Here is a 14,851-nt window from a genome sequence, read left to right on the forward strand (position 1 = left end):
TTACTGCACCTCGACACTGCTGAGCTGAATGGCCTGCACGCTCTGCCCATCGGCGTACCACAGCCGCGCGGGCGGCGTTGTGCGCGCCACACGGTAAGAGGCCGCCGCCGTGGACACACCGGGCTGGAAATACCACCCCTGTGCGCCCACCGCATCCGCCGCTGCGGCAATACCCGCCGCGTTGGCGATCTGCTGTTTCTGCGCGGTTGTCAGGCTGACACCGGGCTGGATGGCCCCAAAGGCCAGCGCACTGCTGATGGTGTCCTGCACGGCGGCTTTCACAAGGGTATCGCCCTCCGTGTTATAGGGAATCTGCCCGGTATTGAGCAGCAGGGTCACCAGAGCCTGTGTCAGGCTGGCGTTCAGCCAGATCTGATTGACAAAACTATCCGCCCAGGCAAACCGGCCTGATACGCTGCCCGGCCGCATAAACGAAAACAGGCTGCCGCCACTGGCGTAACTACCATAAAAATTATAGCCGTTTGCAATCAGGGTTGCGGCACTCGCCCCATCCGTAACGCCCGGCGTCACCAGCCCCGAGGCATCCTGAATGAAGGCCAGAGTCTGCCGCCCGGCACGGGTGCCAAAAGACAGCGAGGCCATCCACCCCAGACACAGCGCCGCACTGGCCGCATCGCCATACACAGCCGACACCCCTTCAAGGGCTTGCTGCGACAGCCAGACACCAAAGGCTGTTGCACTGCCCTGTGTTACCGCCTGCGGGTCTGTATCCCAGATAACCGCCCACAGGGTGCTGCCCTGCGCCCCCGCCCATGTGGCGAGCGCCTTTTTTTCCTCCAGAGCGGGTTCAAAAGCCGGAGCAAAGCCACTCCAGACCCCGCTGGCATGGCGCAGCGTGTCCATGCGCGTGGCGGGCGTATCGGTGCTGGCCGCCTGCAGCGTAATGGTGGGGGCCTGTGTGTAGCCCGTGCCGCCATCAGTCAGGGTGATACCCGTCACCACTCCGCCTGTAACCGTAACACTCGCTGTAGCACCGGTGCCGCCACCGCCTGAAAAACTGACGGTGGGCGGGGTTTCATAACCGCTGCCGCCCTGTTCAAGCGTAATGGCCGAAACCGCCCCGCCCGTCACACTCGCCGTGGCCGCAGCCCCGGACGCCGCAGGGGCATAGCCGCCAAACAGCAGGCTGGCGGGAGTTAGAACAGCGGTATCGTACCCGGCGAAGTAAACCTGCGCCATGGTATATTCGCTCGAAGTCGTGCCAAACGCCGTGCCGACATCCGCCGCGCTGCCATAGGCCCGCACGGTGCCTGCGGGTATGATGGCGGTCTGCTGGGTCAGCACCAGCCCGGTCAGCCCGTCCAGTCCGCCGCTGGCCACCAGTACACCCGGCGTTACCTGCACAATTGAAGAAATGGGAATGCCTGCCATGGTTTTACTCCTCTGGCGGGTAGGCTGCATCGGTTCCGATTGTCAGAACCGGCAGGGTTGTTGCAAAATCCTGTGGAATGCTCTGGGTAAATGTCACCTGTGCCAGCAGGCTTATTTCCCAGCAGTTTTCGTACTGATGTTCGGCGGTGGTAAAACTGCTCTGGCGGGCATGCTCCACATCCAGCGGGGACAACGCCACCCCTTGTGCGGACAGGAAATCCACCGCCTGCATATCCCGCCATAAGGCGATCACCCGCTGCGCCATGTCGCCCGCCCCCACCCCGAACAGGCGCACCAGCACGCCCAGTTGGGTTGGCACAGCCAGTTCACGCGTGGTGGCGGTATAGCGCCACCCCCCGCTGGACAGGCGCTCGCGCCCGGTCAGCATCAGGGTTGCAAACGGTGGCCGTGGGGGGGCAACCCGGTTGGACTGCCCGGCCACAACCCCCACCCCGGCGGGCAGCACCGCCACCAGCCAGGCGCGCAGGGCGGCGCATAGCGCTGTTTCGGTCGGGCTTTCCACCAGACCTGCCAGCGGTATCGCTGCTGTTACACGCTGGCCGGGAGCTGGCGTGTCACCACCACTTTCACCCATTCGCTCTCTCCCGAGGCATCGCCCCCCCAGTCTTCCACCGAGCGGGTTACGAGCCATTCAGATCCTGAAAATTGCAGAATATCGCCGCCAGTCTGCAAGGAGCGGCTCAGGGCGCGTACAGCGGCATTCACGTACACCACCCTCAGGTCAGCCTGCTGGCCCAGCCCTTCCTGCAATTGCAGGTCTTGTGGGCCGGGGGGCTGTACCATGATCTGCACCGGCGTTGCGGTATAAAGCGGTGTAATACTGCCATCCGCATTGATGGTGCTGCCTGTGCTGGTTTGCAGAATGGCCGCCTGTGGTGGGGCCACCTGTGCGCAGAGCGGGCTAGCCAGCCCGTAAAGGTTCAGCCCCATGGCGGTATCCTCCGCCTTGAATCCGGCACATAACGCGCCTGACGCAGCCCACGCGTGGCCGCCCAGAAAGCCGCGCCATAGGCAGTCTGGGCAAACCATGCCGCACGCTCACCCAGAGTTGCGTAAGCGGTGCTGACCGTCACACTCCCCTGTGTGGCGGATGCCACCCGCCCCACCAGCCCTGCCTGTCCGCCCTGTGCCTGCGGCAGTTCCAGTGTGGCGATATGCGCCACCAGCAGCCCCAGCAACACCGCACGCCGCGCCAGATCGCGCACGGGGCTGGCCGGGGTATTGGCCAGATACAGGGTGGCCTGATCAAAACAGGCCTGCGCCTGATCCTGCGCCACGGCCTGTGCCAGCGCCGGGTAGCGCGTGACCCATGCGGTATAGTCGAACACCACCACGCCCCCCGCACCCCCCGGCAGGGTCGGGGCCATCAGCCTGGGGCCGTATGGGCGGGGGTCACACCCGGCAGGGCGTTGGGGTCAAGCCCTTCCAGCCCTGTGCGCTGGCTGGCGCACTCCGCCAGCCGGGCCTGTGCATCCGCCGCACGGGCCTGTGCGAACACCAGACCGTTTTTAAGCGGCAGATAGCCGGGATTCTGCGCCACCCACGCATCCCAGAACGCCTTATCCACCTGCGTATGGCCCCCAAGGCCAAGCAGGCGGTTATCACGGGCATGAAACCGCGCATCGCGCCGCGCACCGGCCAGCCGCACACTGGCACGCGGCACCGGCGGCGCCATAACCGGCGCCACAGAACCCGCACGGGTGCGCAGGTCTTCGGGGTCGTACAGATCAAGCACAAGCCCCGAAGGCAGGCGGCAGACAACCGTAACCGTTTCCGCCCCCCGGGCAGATGAAGCAGTATGAGCCATAATAGAAAACCATCCGTTCTGTTAAAAAGGTTTTGCGTGTACCCTGAGCGGAATACGCGATTCAGATACCGGCCATGGTCACGCAGGCATGCGGATAGAACCAGATGGTGCCCCATGTACCCTGCGACTTTTTCTGCCTGAAATTGGAAGAATACTGCTCCACCACATGGGCGCGCAGTTTTTCCGTAAAGGCGGTGGTAACGCTGCGCTGGCCTTCGATTTCAGTGGCAAAAAGCTGCATGAGCGTGGTGGATGCCTGCCCACCCGCCAGCGTTGTCCCTGCTTCGGGCAGGGTTTCCACCACCAGATTGGGCAGGTTCTTTTTGAGCAGATCAGCCAGCGAAACCTGATACTGGTTGGTATAGAGCAGGCACTGCTGACGCTCGGTGGGGATCACCAGCGTCATCGGGCTTTCAAGCGTCAGGTTGCCACCAAGCTGGGCGCTGAGAACACCAAAAGCCTTGAGAATATCGGCATAGACCTGAACGGGGTCTGCAATATCGGCCCATGTGTTGCCCTGTGCGGCACTGCCTGAAGGGGCCACCTTGGCCACAGGCGCGATGGCGGCGGGCAGGGAAGGATCGTTCAGTGCGCCAAACAGCTCCATCCCTTCAAGCCCGAACAGGTTAATGGCATTGGCGTTCTTGTTCAGAACCGAGACACTGGCGAGGTTCTTCTGGTTTACCCAGTCAATTTTCGCCGCCCCCATGCGCTCGACCTCGCGCTCACCCCAGCGTGTCCATGTCTGGAAATGAAAGGACTGGCGCGGCACCCAGTTGGCATTGCCATCCGCCGTGCCAATGGCGCTGTAATCATCATAGGCCGAGGCATAGCCGGACAGTTCCACAACCGGAAACTGCGCGGTATCCGTTGTCCAGTCGCCCTTTTTCGCGCTGCCATAAATGGCCTCGGAACGGGTGGGCGTAACCAGGGCGCGAATGACCACGGGGTCGGTATAGGTGGTGAACAGCGCAGGCACCGCACTGTTGGGCGCTGTGGTGGGGGTGTAGGACGGCAGGGCCGTATCCATAGCCATTTCAGAAAAATAGCCCCGCACACCGGCAAGATGAATACCCCAGTCCCGTGCGAGGGACTGGGCGTCGTTTCTGAAAATATCACGCATTGCGTTCAGTTTCCTGAAGTGGTGGCCGAGAGCGGGCCAGACAGAATAATGGGCGAACCAGCAGCGCCACCGCGCGCCACCACCCAGCCGGTTTCCACCGTGCCGGTCGGGGCGGCCCCGGCAGCACCGGTGCTGATAGCCCCGGTTGCCAGCGCGGCATAAACCGCCTGCCCACTGGTGGCCTGCGTGGTGGATAGGGCGAACACATCGCCCCCTTCCGCCAGAGCGAGCATGAAACCTTCGGGCACGCTCATGCTGGCTTCCTGCAAATACTGGGTGAACACACCCTGCTGGCTGCGGCACACAAAGCCATCCGGTGCACCGGTGCCGGTATTGAGCACGCTCACGCCATCGGTCTGCACCCAGGCAAATGCTGCAACCGTGACCCCACCCACCCCGGCGCGAAAGCCGTTCGGCCCCGCGACTTTCAACCGACGGGGGTTACCCGTGGCCCATGCACCCGGAAAACCGGCGGGCCAGCCATAATTAACAGAATTCGGAAAAGACATGTCCTGCTCTCCTTAAAACTTACGTGGAGCACGCAGGCCATAGCGGGCGGTAAAATCACCGCTGCTGGCCCCATCCTGCGCCCCTACCGATCCATCGCCCAAACCACCCATGCCCGCGCGCCCTGCCACCAGTGCGCGCAAACCGGCCATATTCACCCCTTCGGTCTGCACCCCGCATTCCCGCAGGGCGTAGCGCAGAATGTCCTCGGCGCTGTCCATGCCCAGCACATCGCCCACCAGCGGGCGCACCAGCGCCAGAGCCGCGCTGACATCACGCTGGCGCTGGCGTTCGGCCATCAGGGCGGCATCCACCGCGCGGCGCACGGCACTATCCTGCGCCATGCCCGGCCCGCTCCCCTGCTCCGTATCCTGCTGTGCCGTGCCCGGTGTTGCGGTCTGCTGCGTATCGGTAGCCACCGGGTGCAGGCTCTGCGCCTTCCCAGCCAGAAAGGGAGCAAGCCATGCGGCCAGCGCCTGCGGCCCGGCCGCCATGTCCAGCCCGCCAGAAGCCAGAGCCGCACCCAGCCGGGCGAAAAGATCAGCCGCCGTGCAGCCCCCAGCCCCCTGCGGGTCAGCCCTCGCCACAACGCCAGACGCAGCGGGGCCAGAAGCCTGCCCACCCCCAGCAGAGGCACCGGCGGGCGTGGCACCCGCCTCGTCCTGTCCGGGGTGTTTACCCGCCACCCCGCTCTGGAGCGGGCCAGTGCGCCCGGCACCGCTCAGGTCGGCCCCTGCCCCCGGACGGGACAGGCCGCGCGATGGAGAAAATGCCATTCCATGTTCCTTTGGTTGTGCGTCCGCCACCAGCACGTCCGGCCCGGCGCGCCCCGCGCGCACAAGAGCGACGTGGTTGCCGCGGATCTGGGTCATGCGCCCATCGTATGGCTGGCCTTGCCAGACCCCCGGCTCCATAACCGGCACGTAACGATAAGCGCAGGAAAGTTCACGCTGTTCTCCAGAACGCACGCCTTCTATGGCCTGCGCGTTCCAGAGCACCAGCGCATTGGTCAGATACGGGTCGGTAAACCGCGCATCCGTACCGGTTGCCCCCACCACCAGATCGGGGCGGGGGGTCTGGGCCGTAACATGCACATGCTCGGCCAGAACCGGAATACTGTTGAAACTGTCAGCCGCTTTTTCAAGCTCATCCGGCGCACGCAGCAGGCGGTAGCTCCTGTCCGGTGCAAGGCCGAGGGCTTGTGCCCCCGGTATCTCACGCCCGAAATACCGGTTGACCGCCGCCTTGCTGATGGGGGTAACCGCCACACGCAGGCGGCCATCCTCATCAATCAGCCGTACTGAGCCTGCCCGGTCATAGGCCAGAAAGAAATCCGTATTCATGCACTCGTCTTTCATCACCCTGCCTTTTGCGCGGTCTGCCCCGCAGGGTCGGGCGGGGTATGGGTGGCGCGCAGGCCCAGCGTGCGGTACAGGCTTGTGCCATCCGCCGCCTCACGCGCGCGGGCTTCCGCCGGAGTGATCTTGCCCGAGCGGATATTGACCTCGTCCATATCGGCTTTCTGTCGCTCTACGGCGGCACTTTCCTGTTCGGACATCTGCCAAAGCGGCACAAACTCGAACTCCAGCGCGGGATCGACCCAGCCCCACAGATCAAGCTGCACCAGCCGCAGGATGGCCCGCAGAACCGGCGCCATATGCGCCTGCTGAAAAGCGGCTATCTCATCATAAAAAACCCGGATTTCTCCATCCGACGAAGCATTAAGCCCCTGCGGCTGCAACCCGAACAGCTTGACCAGCGGAATACCCGGCACTGCCGCCATGAACTCCTGCGACTGGGCCTGAAGCTCGGAAAGCCCGCTCAGAGACGCCGAACTGATAGAAAAATCCTCGGTTTCGCGATCGAGCACAAACGTGCCGTTGCTGCTCTGCCAGGCTGTCATGGCGGCCAGACGCGCAGTAATGCCCTGTGCATCTATTTCCGGTGCGCCATCGGGGTCTGCCATGCCGCCCGCCATGTCAGTACGCAAAACGCGCGTGGCGTAATTGCCGATCATGTCCGACACCGCCTGCCGTGTGCGCAGGAAGTTCTGTACCGAGGCTTCAAGCATCTGCGGCAGGGCTAACCCGCCAAAGTTGTAGGCGGGCTTGAGCAGGTCGGGCACTTCGTACGGCACCACGCTCAACAGCCGCGAAGCATGAACCTGCGTACCCTGCACCCACCAGCCTGTTGGCCGGTAATAATCCGCCGCAAGTGGATTGAGCGCATTATACTGGGCAGGCGTTGTCCAGACCGGATCAATCAGCCCCAGCCGTTCAAGCTGGCCACACCCTACGCCGTGGCTGGTCAGGCAAAGCGGCAGCGCCTCGTTGCCCGCAGAGCCTTTCAGCCCGATCCAGACATGGCCCATACCATAGCCCAACGCCTGCACCACCAGACGGCGCATGAGGTCACGCACATCCAGCCGGGCAAAGGCCTGTTCCACCGCCCGCAGGCGCAGGGCGGCATCACGCGGGTAAGCAGGTGGGGGGACGGCCTGTGCCGCCGGGTCTGCTGGCATGGGGCCGGGCATGGTGTCAGGCGTGGTGTCAGGCGTGGTGTCAGGCGTGGTGTCAGGCGTGTTCTCTTCCTGCGCCCCCATAACCCGCAGGCGTATCCACTCCCGCGTGGCTTCGCGCGCGATAATTTCAACCGGTTTACGAAACTCCGCCCGCAGCATCATGGCCGCGAGCGCGGGGTATCCTCGAAAAGTCAGCCCTTCGGCCAGCAGGCCATTGCCCCAAGCCAGACCCGCACCGCCGTGGCCCCATAGAGCGGGTGTTACGCTGTCCTGAGCCAGAACGGCCCCCGCCCCCCGCACACTGGCTGGCGGTTGGTAGGGTGCGAACAAGGCGGCGGCCTCCGCCCCCGGCTCGGGTGCGACCGCACGCCACCGCTCCCCGCCTCCCTTTGGAGCATGCTGCACGCGGGCCTGTGCGCCCTCGGCCTGCTCCTGCGATGCTGGCAGGGGTGCTGGAGCAAACGCGCACCACGCCGCGATACGGTGCCAAAAACCCTTTGTCATGCTCAGTCCATTTTCATGATCTGGCGCACTGTCCCCGCCGTAAAACGCGGTAGCGTGCGCCGGTTATGAATAAGCCCGTCCAGCGCGTAGCGCAGGGCATCCATCCAGTGGTTATTGGCGTCCTCCACCACGGGCAGGACATCCTCCGTGGCTGGATCAACCCGGTAGGCATAGCTATGAAACTCGGCGACCACGCGCACGCAGCGCGGATGCACCACAATGCGCTGGAATGCGCGCAGGCGAGCAATGCCGTCCTCCACGCTGCCGGGCCATTTGCGCGCGGCCGTTATTCTGAAACCATGCCTGCGCGCCAGAAAACTGATGGTTTCAGGCCGTGCGCCATCCGCCCGCCACGGCCACTGGCGCGCACCGGGTATGGTGTCCAGCACGGCGGGAATGGCATCAAGCTCTATGCCAACGCCGCCTGCCTCATAATCGATATACAGCACATCCTGCGCTCTCCAGCAGCGCAATGCCGCCAGAGGGTCTTTTGAAAAACCCCAGTCAACACCATAATAGGGCCGGATCGTATCTGGTGTGGAAAAGGCCCGCACTTCCACCATACCGGAAAAAACCAGCGCATCGGAGCGGGTGCGGTAAGCACCTTCCCATACATGGGCGTAGTCATCCGGGCGGGCGGCGGCATCTGCCTCGCGCTCACGCGGCAAAGCGCCTTCGCCAAACCACGGATTATCGGCCCAGTTCGCCCGCACAGCCACCAGATCCGCCCGCCCACTCCCCGCCCCCCGAAAGAACTGATCCACCGGGTCATGTTCAAAAACCGGGTTCCAGCTTGCCCATATTTCCGAATCCTTCTTGCGCAGCGTCGGGCGCAGCAAACGCCAGCTCTGGGCGGACAGGTTCTGGGCTTCCTCCACCCATGCCCGGTCAAACCCTTCAAGCGATTTGATACTGTCTGCGGTATGGCCATGCATGCCCTGAAAAATAATGAGGCCATCGCCCGGTGTACGAATGGCGCGCTCCTGCACGTCAAACCACGGCTCCAGCCCGTATCGGGCGATCTTGTCCAGAATGAGCCGCCGTGACGACTGCTCCATGGATTTCTGCACCTCGCGGATACACACGCTCCTATGCCCCGGCAGGCGCAGATGTTCCTCCACCACGCATTCGCCAAAAAAATGCGACTTGCCCGAACCCCGCCCGCCATAAGCGCCCTTGTAACGGCACGGCCCCAGCAAAGGTGCAAACACCCGCGCGGTTGGCATATCCAGTGTGCGCAAGGCACGTTGCAACCGCCGGTCTTTCATGGTGGTGGCGCAGGCTGCGGTGTGCTTGGCCCCTCCGGCGTGGGGGTTCGCGCGGTGAGGGAACCAGCGGTCAGGGGGGCTGGGTCTATGATAACCCGCCGCACTGTCGCGGGGCGTTCGGGGCGGGTATCGGCCTCATCTGCCTTTTCGCCATAACGGGCGGGAGCACGGCGGGCCATGAGCCATTTGAGCGTGTCTATACGCAGGCGCATGGCGGCGGTGTCCTCGCCCTTTATGGTTTCAAGCTCCTTGATGAGCCTGTCCTCGAAAGCCTCGGCCGCCAGCATGCGCGCACGGGCAAACCCTGCCGCCCGCGCACCGCTGCCCCGCACAGACCGGCGCAGAACCTGCCAGTCGGGCATATCGGGCCGTTCGGCTATCTCGCGCAGGCTGCACCCTTCTTCTGTCAGGCTGAGCACCAGCCGCCATTGCGCGGCGGTCAGTGCCGGATCAGGCGGGCAGGGTTTCGGGCTGGGCGGCGCGGTGTCCGCCTCCTGCCCGCCTGCCCTGCCTGCGTCCGGCCTGTCCATATCCTGTCTGCTCATGCTCCGCCCATTCCTGTCCTGTCCGGCGGAAAACACGCACCCCGCCCTCTCGCATGGGGGGCGCTGGCTGTGCGTGCCATGCCACAATGCCCCCACGCACGGATGTCATGCGTGGGATGTGCACAAAAGAACCGGACTGTTCCTTTGCCTGAAAGGTGTTTTCACGCTCAAGCATGGAAAGAATACGCCGCATGGCTTCAGCAGGCATCCGCCCCTGCACCTGAAAAGCCCCAACCTGCACCCGCCCGATACAGCGCACACGCTGATCAGGCCGCAGACCGGCCTCCGCACTCTCACACAAAGAGAGCGATACATCCGCACGATGTCGTGTATTTTCCGAATCCGGTACGAGAAAGCACAGAATGACATGATCATGCCGCACACCAACACAAACGGCCATAGCACGCCGAAGGCGCACGATGTCCGAGCACTTTACTGTTTGTAACATGTTTTTTCCGAGAAATGCGCCAGACCAACCATAGGGGGCAGGGCATAAAAAAAGCCGCCCGAGGGCGGCTGGCTGGCGCAGAAATTCCAATGTAGAAATATACCTATCGAACCCGAGCGCGGCTGGCAAGAGGACTATTTATATTTTTTCAAAATTCCTTTTCAAAAGACGATTTTTCCGACCCATGCCGATTTCGTGCCGTGGCATAAAAAGAATCAAGCTGCTCCAGAACCATCGCGCACTGGGCAGAAACCTTCAGCCGGGCGCGCGCCTCGGACAGATGCGGAAACAGGGTTTTTCCCATTTGAGCAAAAGACATTTCACGCACCATCATCAGACAGAGCCGCACCTCGCCACAGCCACCCAGAGCCGCCCGCACATCCGCCAGCCGTGCAGAAGCCCTGCCCCGCACCAGTTGCCACGACACCGCATCATGCCGGGTAACAGACGCCGCCTGCGCGGCTGGCGCATAATCGGCCACGCCTTCGCGGGCGAACATCCAGTCTCTGTACCAGCGTTCTGCGGCATTGGCCGCATCCTGCCCTATATCGCCCGCATTGAGCAGCGCCTGAACGGTGTTCAGCACCCGCAGGGGCGCACTGCCGGTAAACACAGAGCGCGCCAGACGCTCAGGCGTAGGAGAAAGCGGCACGGGAGCTGTAGCGCCACGCGCGGGAGAAGGGGATGAGGAAATACGAGACATGCTCACGCTCTCTTTTCAGAACTGTTTAAAAGACCGGGGCGGGCGGCATGCCACGCCGCTTCACGCCGGGCCTGCCGCTGGTGCGCGCGCGCCCGGCGCTCCATATCCGCCAGCAGCAGGCCAAGCCGCGCCACCAGACAGCGTGCTGGCGCACTCCGGGCCTGCAAAAACGCCGTTAGCTCCGCCACCGAAGGAAAAAACCGAAACGCACGCAACGCCTCACGCTCCACAGCGCCCTCCCACACCACAGCGGGCAATGGCGCACAGGCCACCCACAGAGCAGCGCAGCGCATATCCAGCGCGGCACCCGGCAATGGATTGGCCACCCCCGCATTGACGATTTCCGCCAGATTACGCAGGCGCGCCCGCAGCGTGGCTTCCGGCAGGGGGTGCAGCGCCTGATCCAGCCGGGCGAGCAGGGCGCGGGCTTCTGGCTCAAGGCTTGCTGGCGGCGCAAACCCGCCGGGGCGAAAACAGGCCAGTTCGTGCGCCAGTTCCGGCCCCGGCGCACAGGCCTGCCCCCCAACAAAGAGCATCTGGCTGAAAGAATCCGCCATTACCCTTCTCCCGCCGTGCGCCGGAGTAGCCGGGCGGCCTGTTCTTCCAGCGGGTGCGGTGGCCGGTTGGTATGCGCGGGGGGGCGGCCCGCATGTTCACGCCGGCACCAGTTGCGCCATGTCGCCCCCCAGTCCGCCTTGCGCCCGCGCGTACCCGGCACCGCCAGCCAGTAGTCACGAAAACGCTCCGCCACACCCTGCGCATCCAGCCCGAGTGTGCTGGCAAATGCCAGCAAGGTGGCATCGGGTTGCCATGTGGGCGCAAGCCGCGTGCCGCGTTGGCCCGTACTGTCCTTTGTACTCTCCCCTGTACTCTCTCTTGCATATGCCGTGGCACCACCTGCCGCCGTAGCCTGAGCCGCCTCCTGCGGGTGCCAGCGGCGATTGGCGCGCGCACGCTGGGCCTGCCGGGCTTTCCATGCGTGATTGGCTTTTTCCGCCAGAACAGGGTGATACAGGCGACCATCCGTACAAAGCACCCACCCATGCAGGGCCATACCCCGCACACCCGGCCAGCCCACCCCCGCCCCGGACAGATGCGCCAGCACCCGATCATGATCAGGCAGGCTGCCTGCTGGCACCTGCTGCCATGCCTTGCACCACAGCGCCACGGCACATTTGAACTCGTCACCCGTGCTGAGGGCGAACAGATCACTATCAAGCAGCCTGACCGTATCGAGCGGCATGAAAGGCAAGCCCCGCAGATCGGATTCTGGTGGGGTTAGCGGGGCTGTGGCCGGAACAGAGGGGTGAACAGGCGCACTCAGCAACGCCGTGGGGTGCGGCGCTTCACAGGCGGGGAGGTGGATCATTACGGAGCCTTGCGGTTACGGACGCGCCTCCCGGTGGGGGATGGCGTCAGTCTCGTGCGATATTACCGCACGATATGTGCCTTAATAACGCACAACGATCAAGCGGTTTTTCCGCACTGACACATGTACCTTTTTCACACACAATACCGCATGAGCAGAATTCGCATTACGGACAGGCTGAAAGCCCTGCGCGAACGCGCGGGCTATACAATCCGCGATTTCGCACGCGCGCTGGGATATGGAGACAAGTTCTCCTCTTACCGCACGTATGAAACCTCCTACAAAAAGGAGGAGCTGCCACTGGCCATGGTCAAGCTGATGGTACCGCTGCTGAGCGGGCGGGGAGAGCCGCCCATCACTACTGCTGAAATCTGGAATCTGGCCGGGCTGACCACGGGCGAAGCGGTTCTGGGCATGAATCTGGCCCAGAACGGGCAGACCGCCCCCGCACTGCCAACCGGGTTCGCGGACAGGCGTCCAGCACGGCAGCCCGGCTTCCCGCGCGGGATGGCCAGCGGTAGCCTGCCCACGCCCCCCCCCTCCGAGGAAGACCCCGCCGCGGACACCGCGCCAAGGCAGGTTCGCATACCGGAATACGATGTGCTGACCTCTGCCGGGCCGGGCACCGTGCCCGTGCTGTGCGCCCCACAGGACGGCCTGCGCCCCGTGGAACACTGGAGCCTGCCGCGCGGCTATATCAGCGCCTTTGCCGAATCGCCCGAAACGCTGGCCATTGTGCGCGTGGCAGGCGACAGCATGGAGCCGGATTATCAGGCCGGAGACCGCGTGCTGGTAGATACGGCCCACCGCGCACCCTCGCCGCCGGGGGTGTATGTGCTGTGGGATGGATTCGGCCTCGTGCTCAAGCGCCTTGAGCTGCTGCCCGGCATGGAAGAACCCCGCCGCGTGCGGATTATGAGCATCAATCCCGCCTATTCCACCTATGAGCTGACGCTGGATGAAATCAGCATCAACGGTCGGGTTGTCGGCAAATGGACATGGAAATAAGCCCTCATTCCCCCATGCGGGGGTTTTGACTTGCGTTTTGTGCGGTTTTGACGCACACATTCATGACGGTTCCAGCGCAAGGGAGGGACAGACCGCATGAACACACACCCCGCCCGCCCCTACGCCGCCGCCGTGGCTGACGGGCTGTTCAGCCTTGTGGCCCTGCCACCCCTCATGGCCGGTGAAATAGACCGTTACGAGCGCGCCATTCTGGCCCTGCAAACCGCACGCGACGCGCTGGACTGGCCCCTGTTTACCGATCGGCCCCTCGCCGCCATGCAGACCGTATTCTGCGATGAAAATATAGGGGAACTGGTGCAGGCTGTCCGCGATCTGCACGAGCGGTACTCTACCAGTGCGCAGGCCCGATGCCGTAATGAAAACGAATTCCTGTAAATGTTCATAACCCATTAATTTGTCTTCAATAGGTCAAAAATCACATTCACAAGCCGGACTGCTGATCCGACTTGTGAATCTACAAACACTTATTATTTTCAAGGCCAGAAACATGCTCTAAAAGCATGAGACACTATTCTTATGATCCAAGGATCGACCATGATCAAAACCTCTGCAAAAATCGGCGTTCTGCTGGCCTCGGCCCTGTCTCTGGCAGCCTGCACCACCCCCGGTGAAGAAAACCGGGCCGACACCTATACCGCCTCTCAGGTCAACCAGCGCCAGCTTGCAAAGGTTGTAACCATTCTGGCTGTCCTGCCTGCCAAGGTGCAGGTGAGCAACGCCCGTAACCGCCAGACCGCCCAGATCGTTGGCGGCATTCTGGGTGCGGGCCTTGGCGCCGGGCTTGGGGCGGGCGTTGGCGGCTCAGCCGGGCTGGGCGCACTGGGTGGCGTTGGCGGGGCTGCCGCTGGTGTGGGCGCTGGCTCGCTCGTAGCAAGCCAGACACTGGTTGAAGGCGTGTCGCTGACCTATGAGCAGAACAACCAGACCTTCAACTCCGCTCAGGTCGGTCGCGCCTGCGAGTTCGCACCCGGTCGTGCTGTCATGGTTGAATCCGCTCCGGGTGAAACACGCATCCAGCCTAACCGCGCCTGCCCGCCCACCCGGTAAAAACCGCAAGGGATATTGATCATGAAACATGTTGTGCGGGCCGCCCTGCTGCTGCCCCTGCTCCTGCCCGCCCTTGCGCCCGGCGCCGTTCAGGCACAGTCGCTGACGGATCAGATCGACGCTGTGGACGCGGCCCAGCAACGCAATGACTATCAGGCCATGCAGGCGCAGGCTCAGGCTCAGGCCGCCGCACGTGCACAGGCACAGGCACAGGCCCGGGCACAGGCTGCCCGTCAGGCGGCCCAATCCCGTGCCGCGGCTGAGGAACGCGCCCGCAAGGATGCCCGTCAGGCGCGTGACGATGCGTATGAAGACAAGCTGCGCGCTCTTGAACTCGAAGACCGCTCGCTGGATATCCAGTCCAAGAAAACCGTCGTCTCGCGTGAGAACGATATGATCGACAGCAAGCTGAACGAGCAGAAAGCCAAGACTGATCTGACCCAGTCGGAAGCCGATGCCAACCGCGCCCTGTCTTCAGGCACCAAAACCATGCTGGAAAAAGAAGGCAACGCCGCCGAACTGCACGGCCAGGCGGCTGTCAAAAAAGAATCTGGCTGGTTTCACTAA

General features: G+C 63.4%; 19 protein-coding genes. 4 read left to right on the forward strand and 15 right to left on the reverse strand.

Annotated features, from left to right (window positions below):
* The 15 genes from J2D75_RS12280 to J2D75_RS12350 form a co-directional block, all read right to left on the reverse strand.
* A complete protein-coding gene (locus tag J2D75_RS12280) occupies positions 1 to 1,392 on the reverse strand; it encodes a DUF3383 family protein (protein WP_207855108.1) in 1,392 nt (463 codons plus the stop codon).
* 4 nt (positions 1,393 to 1,396) lie between these two features.
* Entirely contained in the window at positions 1,397 to 1,987 is a 591-nt protein-coding gene (locus J2D75_RS12285) for a phage neck terminator protein (RefSeq protein ID WP_207855109.1), read from the reverse strand.
* Positions 1,942 to 2,343, reverse strand: coding sequence for a hypothetical protein (locus J2D75_RS12290; protein ID WP_207855110.1), 402 nt, complete (start codon positions 2,341 to 2,343; stop codon positions 1,942 to 1,944). The genes J2D75_RS12285 and J2D75_RS12290 overlap by 46 nt, the downstream gene beginning before the upstream one ends.
* Positions 2,334 to 2,780: a DUF4054 domain-containing protein gene (locus J2D75_RS12295; RefSeq protein WP_207855111.1), complete on the reverse strand. Its 447-nt coding sequence runs from the start codon at positions 2,778 to 2,780 to the stop codon at positions 2,334 to 2,336. The genes J2D75_RS12290 and J2D75_RS12295 overlap by 10 nt, the downstream gene beginning before the upstream one ends.
* The gene (locus tag J2D75_RS12300) at positions 2,780 to 3,220 is read right to left on the reverse strand and encodes a hypothetical protein (RefSeq protein WP_207855112.1); all 441 of its coding nucleotides are present in this window, start codon (positions 3,218 to 3,220) and stop codon (positions 2,780 to 2,782) included. Before J2D75_RS12300 ends, J2D75_RS12295 begins: the two co-directional genes overlap by 1 nt.
* 61 nt (positions 3,221 to 3,281) lie before the next feature.
* Complete coding sequence (locus J2D75_RS12305; protein ID WP_207855113.1) at positions 3,282 to 4,343, reverse strand: DUF2184 domain-containing protein; 1,062 nt, start codon at positions 4,341 to 4,343, stop codon at positions 3,282 to 3,284.
* A 5-nt stretch (positions 4,344 to 4,348) separates the two neighbouring features.
* Positions 4,349 to 4,852, reverse strand: a complete 504-nt coding sequence (locus J2D75_RS12310) for a structural cement protein Gp24 (protein WP_207855114.1) — start codon at positions 4,850 to 4,852, stop codon at positions 4,349 to 4,351.
* Between the two features lie 12 nt (positions 4,853 to 4,864).
* Positions 4,865 to 6,193: a DUF2213 domain-containing protein gene (locus J2D75_RS12315; RefSeq protein ID WP_207855115.1), complete on the reverse strand. Its 1,329-nt coding sequence runs from the start codon at positions 6,191 to 6,193 to the stop codon at positions 4,865 to 4,867.
* A 14-nt stretch (positions 6,194 to 6,207) separates the two neighbouring features.
* On the reverse strand, positions 6,208 to 7,875 hold the full coding sequence (locus tag J2D75_RS12320) for a phage portal protein (RefSeq protein ID WP_207855116.1): 1,668 nt from the start codon (positions 7,873 to 7,875) through the stop codon (positions 6,208 to 6,210).
* 2 nt (positions 7,876 to 7,877) lie between these two features.
* Positions 7,878 to 9,143, reverse strand: coding sequence for a PBSX family phage terminase large subunit (locus J2D75_RS12325; RefSeq protein ID WP_207855117.1), 1,266 nt, complete (start codon positions 9,141 to 9,143; stop codon positions 7,878 to 7,880).
* Entirely contained in the window at positions 9,140 to 9,688 is a 549-nt protein-coding gene (locus J2D75_RS12330; protein ID WP_207855118.1) for a terminase small subunit-like protein, read from the reverse strand. Before J2D75_RS12330 ends, J2D75_RS12325 begins: the two co-directional genes overlap by 4 nt.
* Positions 9,594 to 10,136: a hypothetical protein gene (locus tag J2D75_RS12335; protein ID WP_207855119.1), complete on the reverse strand. Its 543-nt coding sequence runs from the start codon at positions 10,134 to 10,136 to the stop codon at positions 9,594 to 9,596. The genes J2D75_RS12330 and J2D75_RS12335 overlap by 95 nt, the downstream gene beginning before the upstream one ends.
* A gap of 148 nt (positions 10,137 to 10,284) precedes the next feature.
* Complete coding sequence (locus J2D75_RS12340) at positions 10,285 to 10,839, reverse strand: hypothetical protein (protein ID WP_243428733.1); 555 nt, start codon at positions 10,837 to 10,839, stop codon at positions 10,285 to 10,287.
* Between the two features lie 2 nt (positions 10,840 to 10,841).
* Entirely contained in the window at positions 10,842 to 11,396 is a 555-nt protein-coding gene (locus J2D75_RS12345) for a hypothetical protein (RefSeq protein WP_207855120.1), read from the reverse strand.
* On the reverse strand, positions 11,396 to 12,208 hold the full coding sequence (locus J2D75_RS12350; protein WP_207855121.1) for a DUF1376 domain-containing protein: 813 nt from the start codon (positions 12,206 to 12,208) through the stop codon (positions 11,396 to 11,398). The genes J2D75_RS12345 and J2D75_RS12350 overlap by 1 nt, the downstream gene beginning before the upstream one ends.
* A 150-nt stretch (positions 12,209 to 12,358) precedes the next feature.
* Here J2D75_RS12350 and J2D75_RS12355 point away from each other — a divergent pair, with 150 nt between their 5' ends.
* The 4 genes from J2D75_RS12355 (at position 12,359) to J2D75_RS12370 (ending at position 14,851) form a co-directional block, all read left to right on the forward strand.
* Complete coding sequence (locus J2D75_RS12355; RefSeq protein ID WP_207855122.1) at positions 12,359 to 13,216, forward strand: S24 family peptidase; 858 nt, start codon at positions 12,359 to 12,361, stop codon at positions 13,214 to 13,216.
* Positions 13,217 to 13,312: 96 nt separating this feature from the next.
* Complete coding sequence (locus J2D75_RS12360) at positions 13,313 to 13,612, forward strand: hypothetical protein (protein WP_207855123.1); 300 nt, start codon at positions 13,313 to 13,315, stop codon at positions 13,610 to 13,612.
* A gap of 159 nt (positions 13,613 to 13,771) precedes the next feature.
* Positions 13,772 to 14,284, forward strand: coding sequence for a hypothetical protein (locus J2D75_RS12365; RefSeq protein ID WP_207855124.1), 513 nt, complete (start codon positions 13,772 to 13,774; stop codon positions 14,282 to 14,284).
* Positions 14,285 to 14,305: 21 nt separating this feature from the next.
* Complete coding sequence (locus tag J2D75_RS12370) at positions 14,306 to 14,851, forward strand: DUF5384 family protein (protein ID WP_207855125.1); 546 nt, start codon at positions 14,306 to 14,308, stop codon at positions 14,849 to 14,851.

This window comes from Acetobacter suratthaniensis (assembly GCF_017377745.1).
GTDB classification, from domain to species: Bacteria; Pseudomonadota; Alphaproteobacteria; order Acetobacterales; family Acetobacteraceae; genus Acetobacter; species Acetobacter suratthaniensis.

What these genes read in the sequence shown, in the direction of transcription:
- J2D75_RS12340 (WP_243428733.1), bottom strand. Translation starts at nt 10,839, where the DNA reads ATGTCTCGTATTTCCTCATCCCCTTCTCCCGCGCGTGGCGCTACAGCT.
- J2D75_RS12290 (WP_207855110.1), bottom strand. Translation starts at nt 2,343, where the DNA reads ATGGGGCTGAACCTTTACGGGCTGGCTAGCCCGCTCTGCGCACAGGTG.
- J2D75_RS12285 (WP_207855109.1), bottom strand. Translation starts at nt 1,987, where the DNA reads ATGGGTGAAAGTGGTGGTGACACGCCAGCTCCCGGCCAGCGTGTAACA.
- J2D75_RS12295 (WP_207855111.1), bottom strand. Translation starts at nt 2,780, where the DNA reads ATGGCCCCGACCCTGCCGGGGGGTGCGGGGGGCGTGGTGGTGTTCGAC.
- J2D75_RS12300 (WP_207855112.1), bottom strand. Translation starts at nt 3,220, where the DNA reads ATGGCTCATACTGCTTCATCTGCCCGGGGGGCGGAAACGGTTACGGTT.
- J2D75_RS12360 (WP_207855123.1), top strand. Translation starts at nt 13,313, where the DNA reads ATGAACACACACCCCGCCCGCCCCTACGCCGCCGCCGTGGCTGACGGG.
- J2D75_RS12355 (WP_207855122.1), top strand. Translation starts at nt 12,359, where the DNA reads ATGAGCAGAATTCGCATTACGGACAGGCTGAAAGCCCTGCGCGAACGC.
- J2D75_RS12310 (WP_207855114.1), bottom strand. Translation starts at nt 4,852, where the DNA reads ATGTCTTTTCCGAATTCTGTTAATTATGGCTGGCCCGCCGGTTTTCCG.
- J2D75_RS12335 (WP_207855119.1), bottom strand. Translation starts at nt 10,136, where the DNA reads ATGTTACAAACAGTAAAGTGCTCGGACATCGTGCGCCTTCGGCGTGCT.
- J2D75_RS12370 (WP_207855125.1), top strand. Translation starts at nt 14,306, where the DNA reads ATGAAACATGTTGTGCGGGCCGCCCTGCTGCTGCCCCTGCTCCTGCCC.
- J2D75_RS12325 (WP_207855117.1), bottom strand. Translation starts at nt 9,143, where the DNA reads ATGAAAGACCGGCGGTTGCAACGTGCCTTGCGCACACTGGATATGCCA.
- J2D75_RS12280 (WP_207855108.1), bottom strand. Translation starts at nt 1,392, where the DNA reads ATGGCAGGCATTCCCATTTCTTCAATTGTGCAGGTAACGCCGGGTGTA.
- J2D75_RS12320 (WP_207855116.1), bottom strand. Translation starts at nt 7,875, where the DNA reads ATGACAAAGGGTTTTTGGCACCGTATCGCGGCGTGGTGCGCGTTTGCT.
- J2D75_RS12350 (WP_207855121.1), bottom strand. Translation starts at nt 12,208, where the DNA reads ATGATCCACCTCCCCGCCTGTGAAGCGCCGCACCCCACGGCGTTGCTG.
- J2D75_RS12365 (WP_207855124.1), top strand. Translation starts at nt 13,772, where the DNA reads ATGATCAAAACCTCTGCAAAAATCGGCGTTCTGCTGGCCTCGGCCCTG.
- J2D75_RS12315 (WP_207855115.1), bottom strand. Translation starts at nt 6,193, where the DNA reads ATGAATACGGATTTCTTTCTGGCCTATGACCGGGCAGGCTCAGTACGG.
- J2D75_RS12305 (WP_207855113.1), bottom strand. Translation starts at nt 4,343, where the DNA reads ATGCGTGATATTTTCAGAAACGACGCCCAGTCCCTCGCACGGGACTGG.
- J2D75_RS12345 (WP_207855120.1), bottom strand. Translation starts at nt 11,396, where the DNA reads ATGGCGGATTCTTTCAGCCAGATGCTCTTTGTTGGGGGGCAGGCCTGT.
- J2D75_RS12330 (WP_207855118.1), bottom strand. Translation starts at nt 9,688, where the DNA reads ATGAGCAGACAGGATATGGACAGGCCGGACGCAGGCAGGGCAGGCGGG.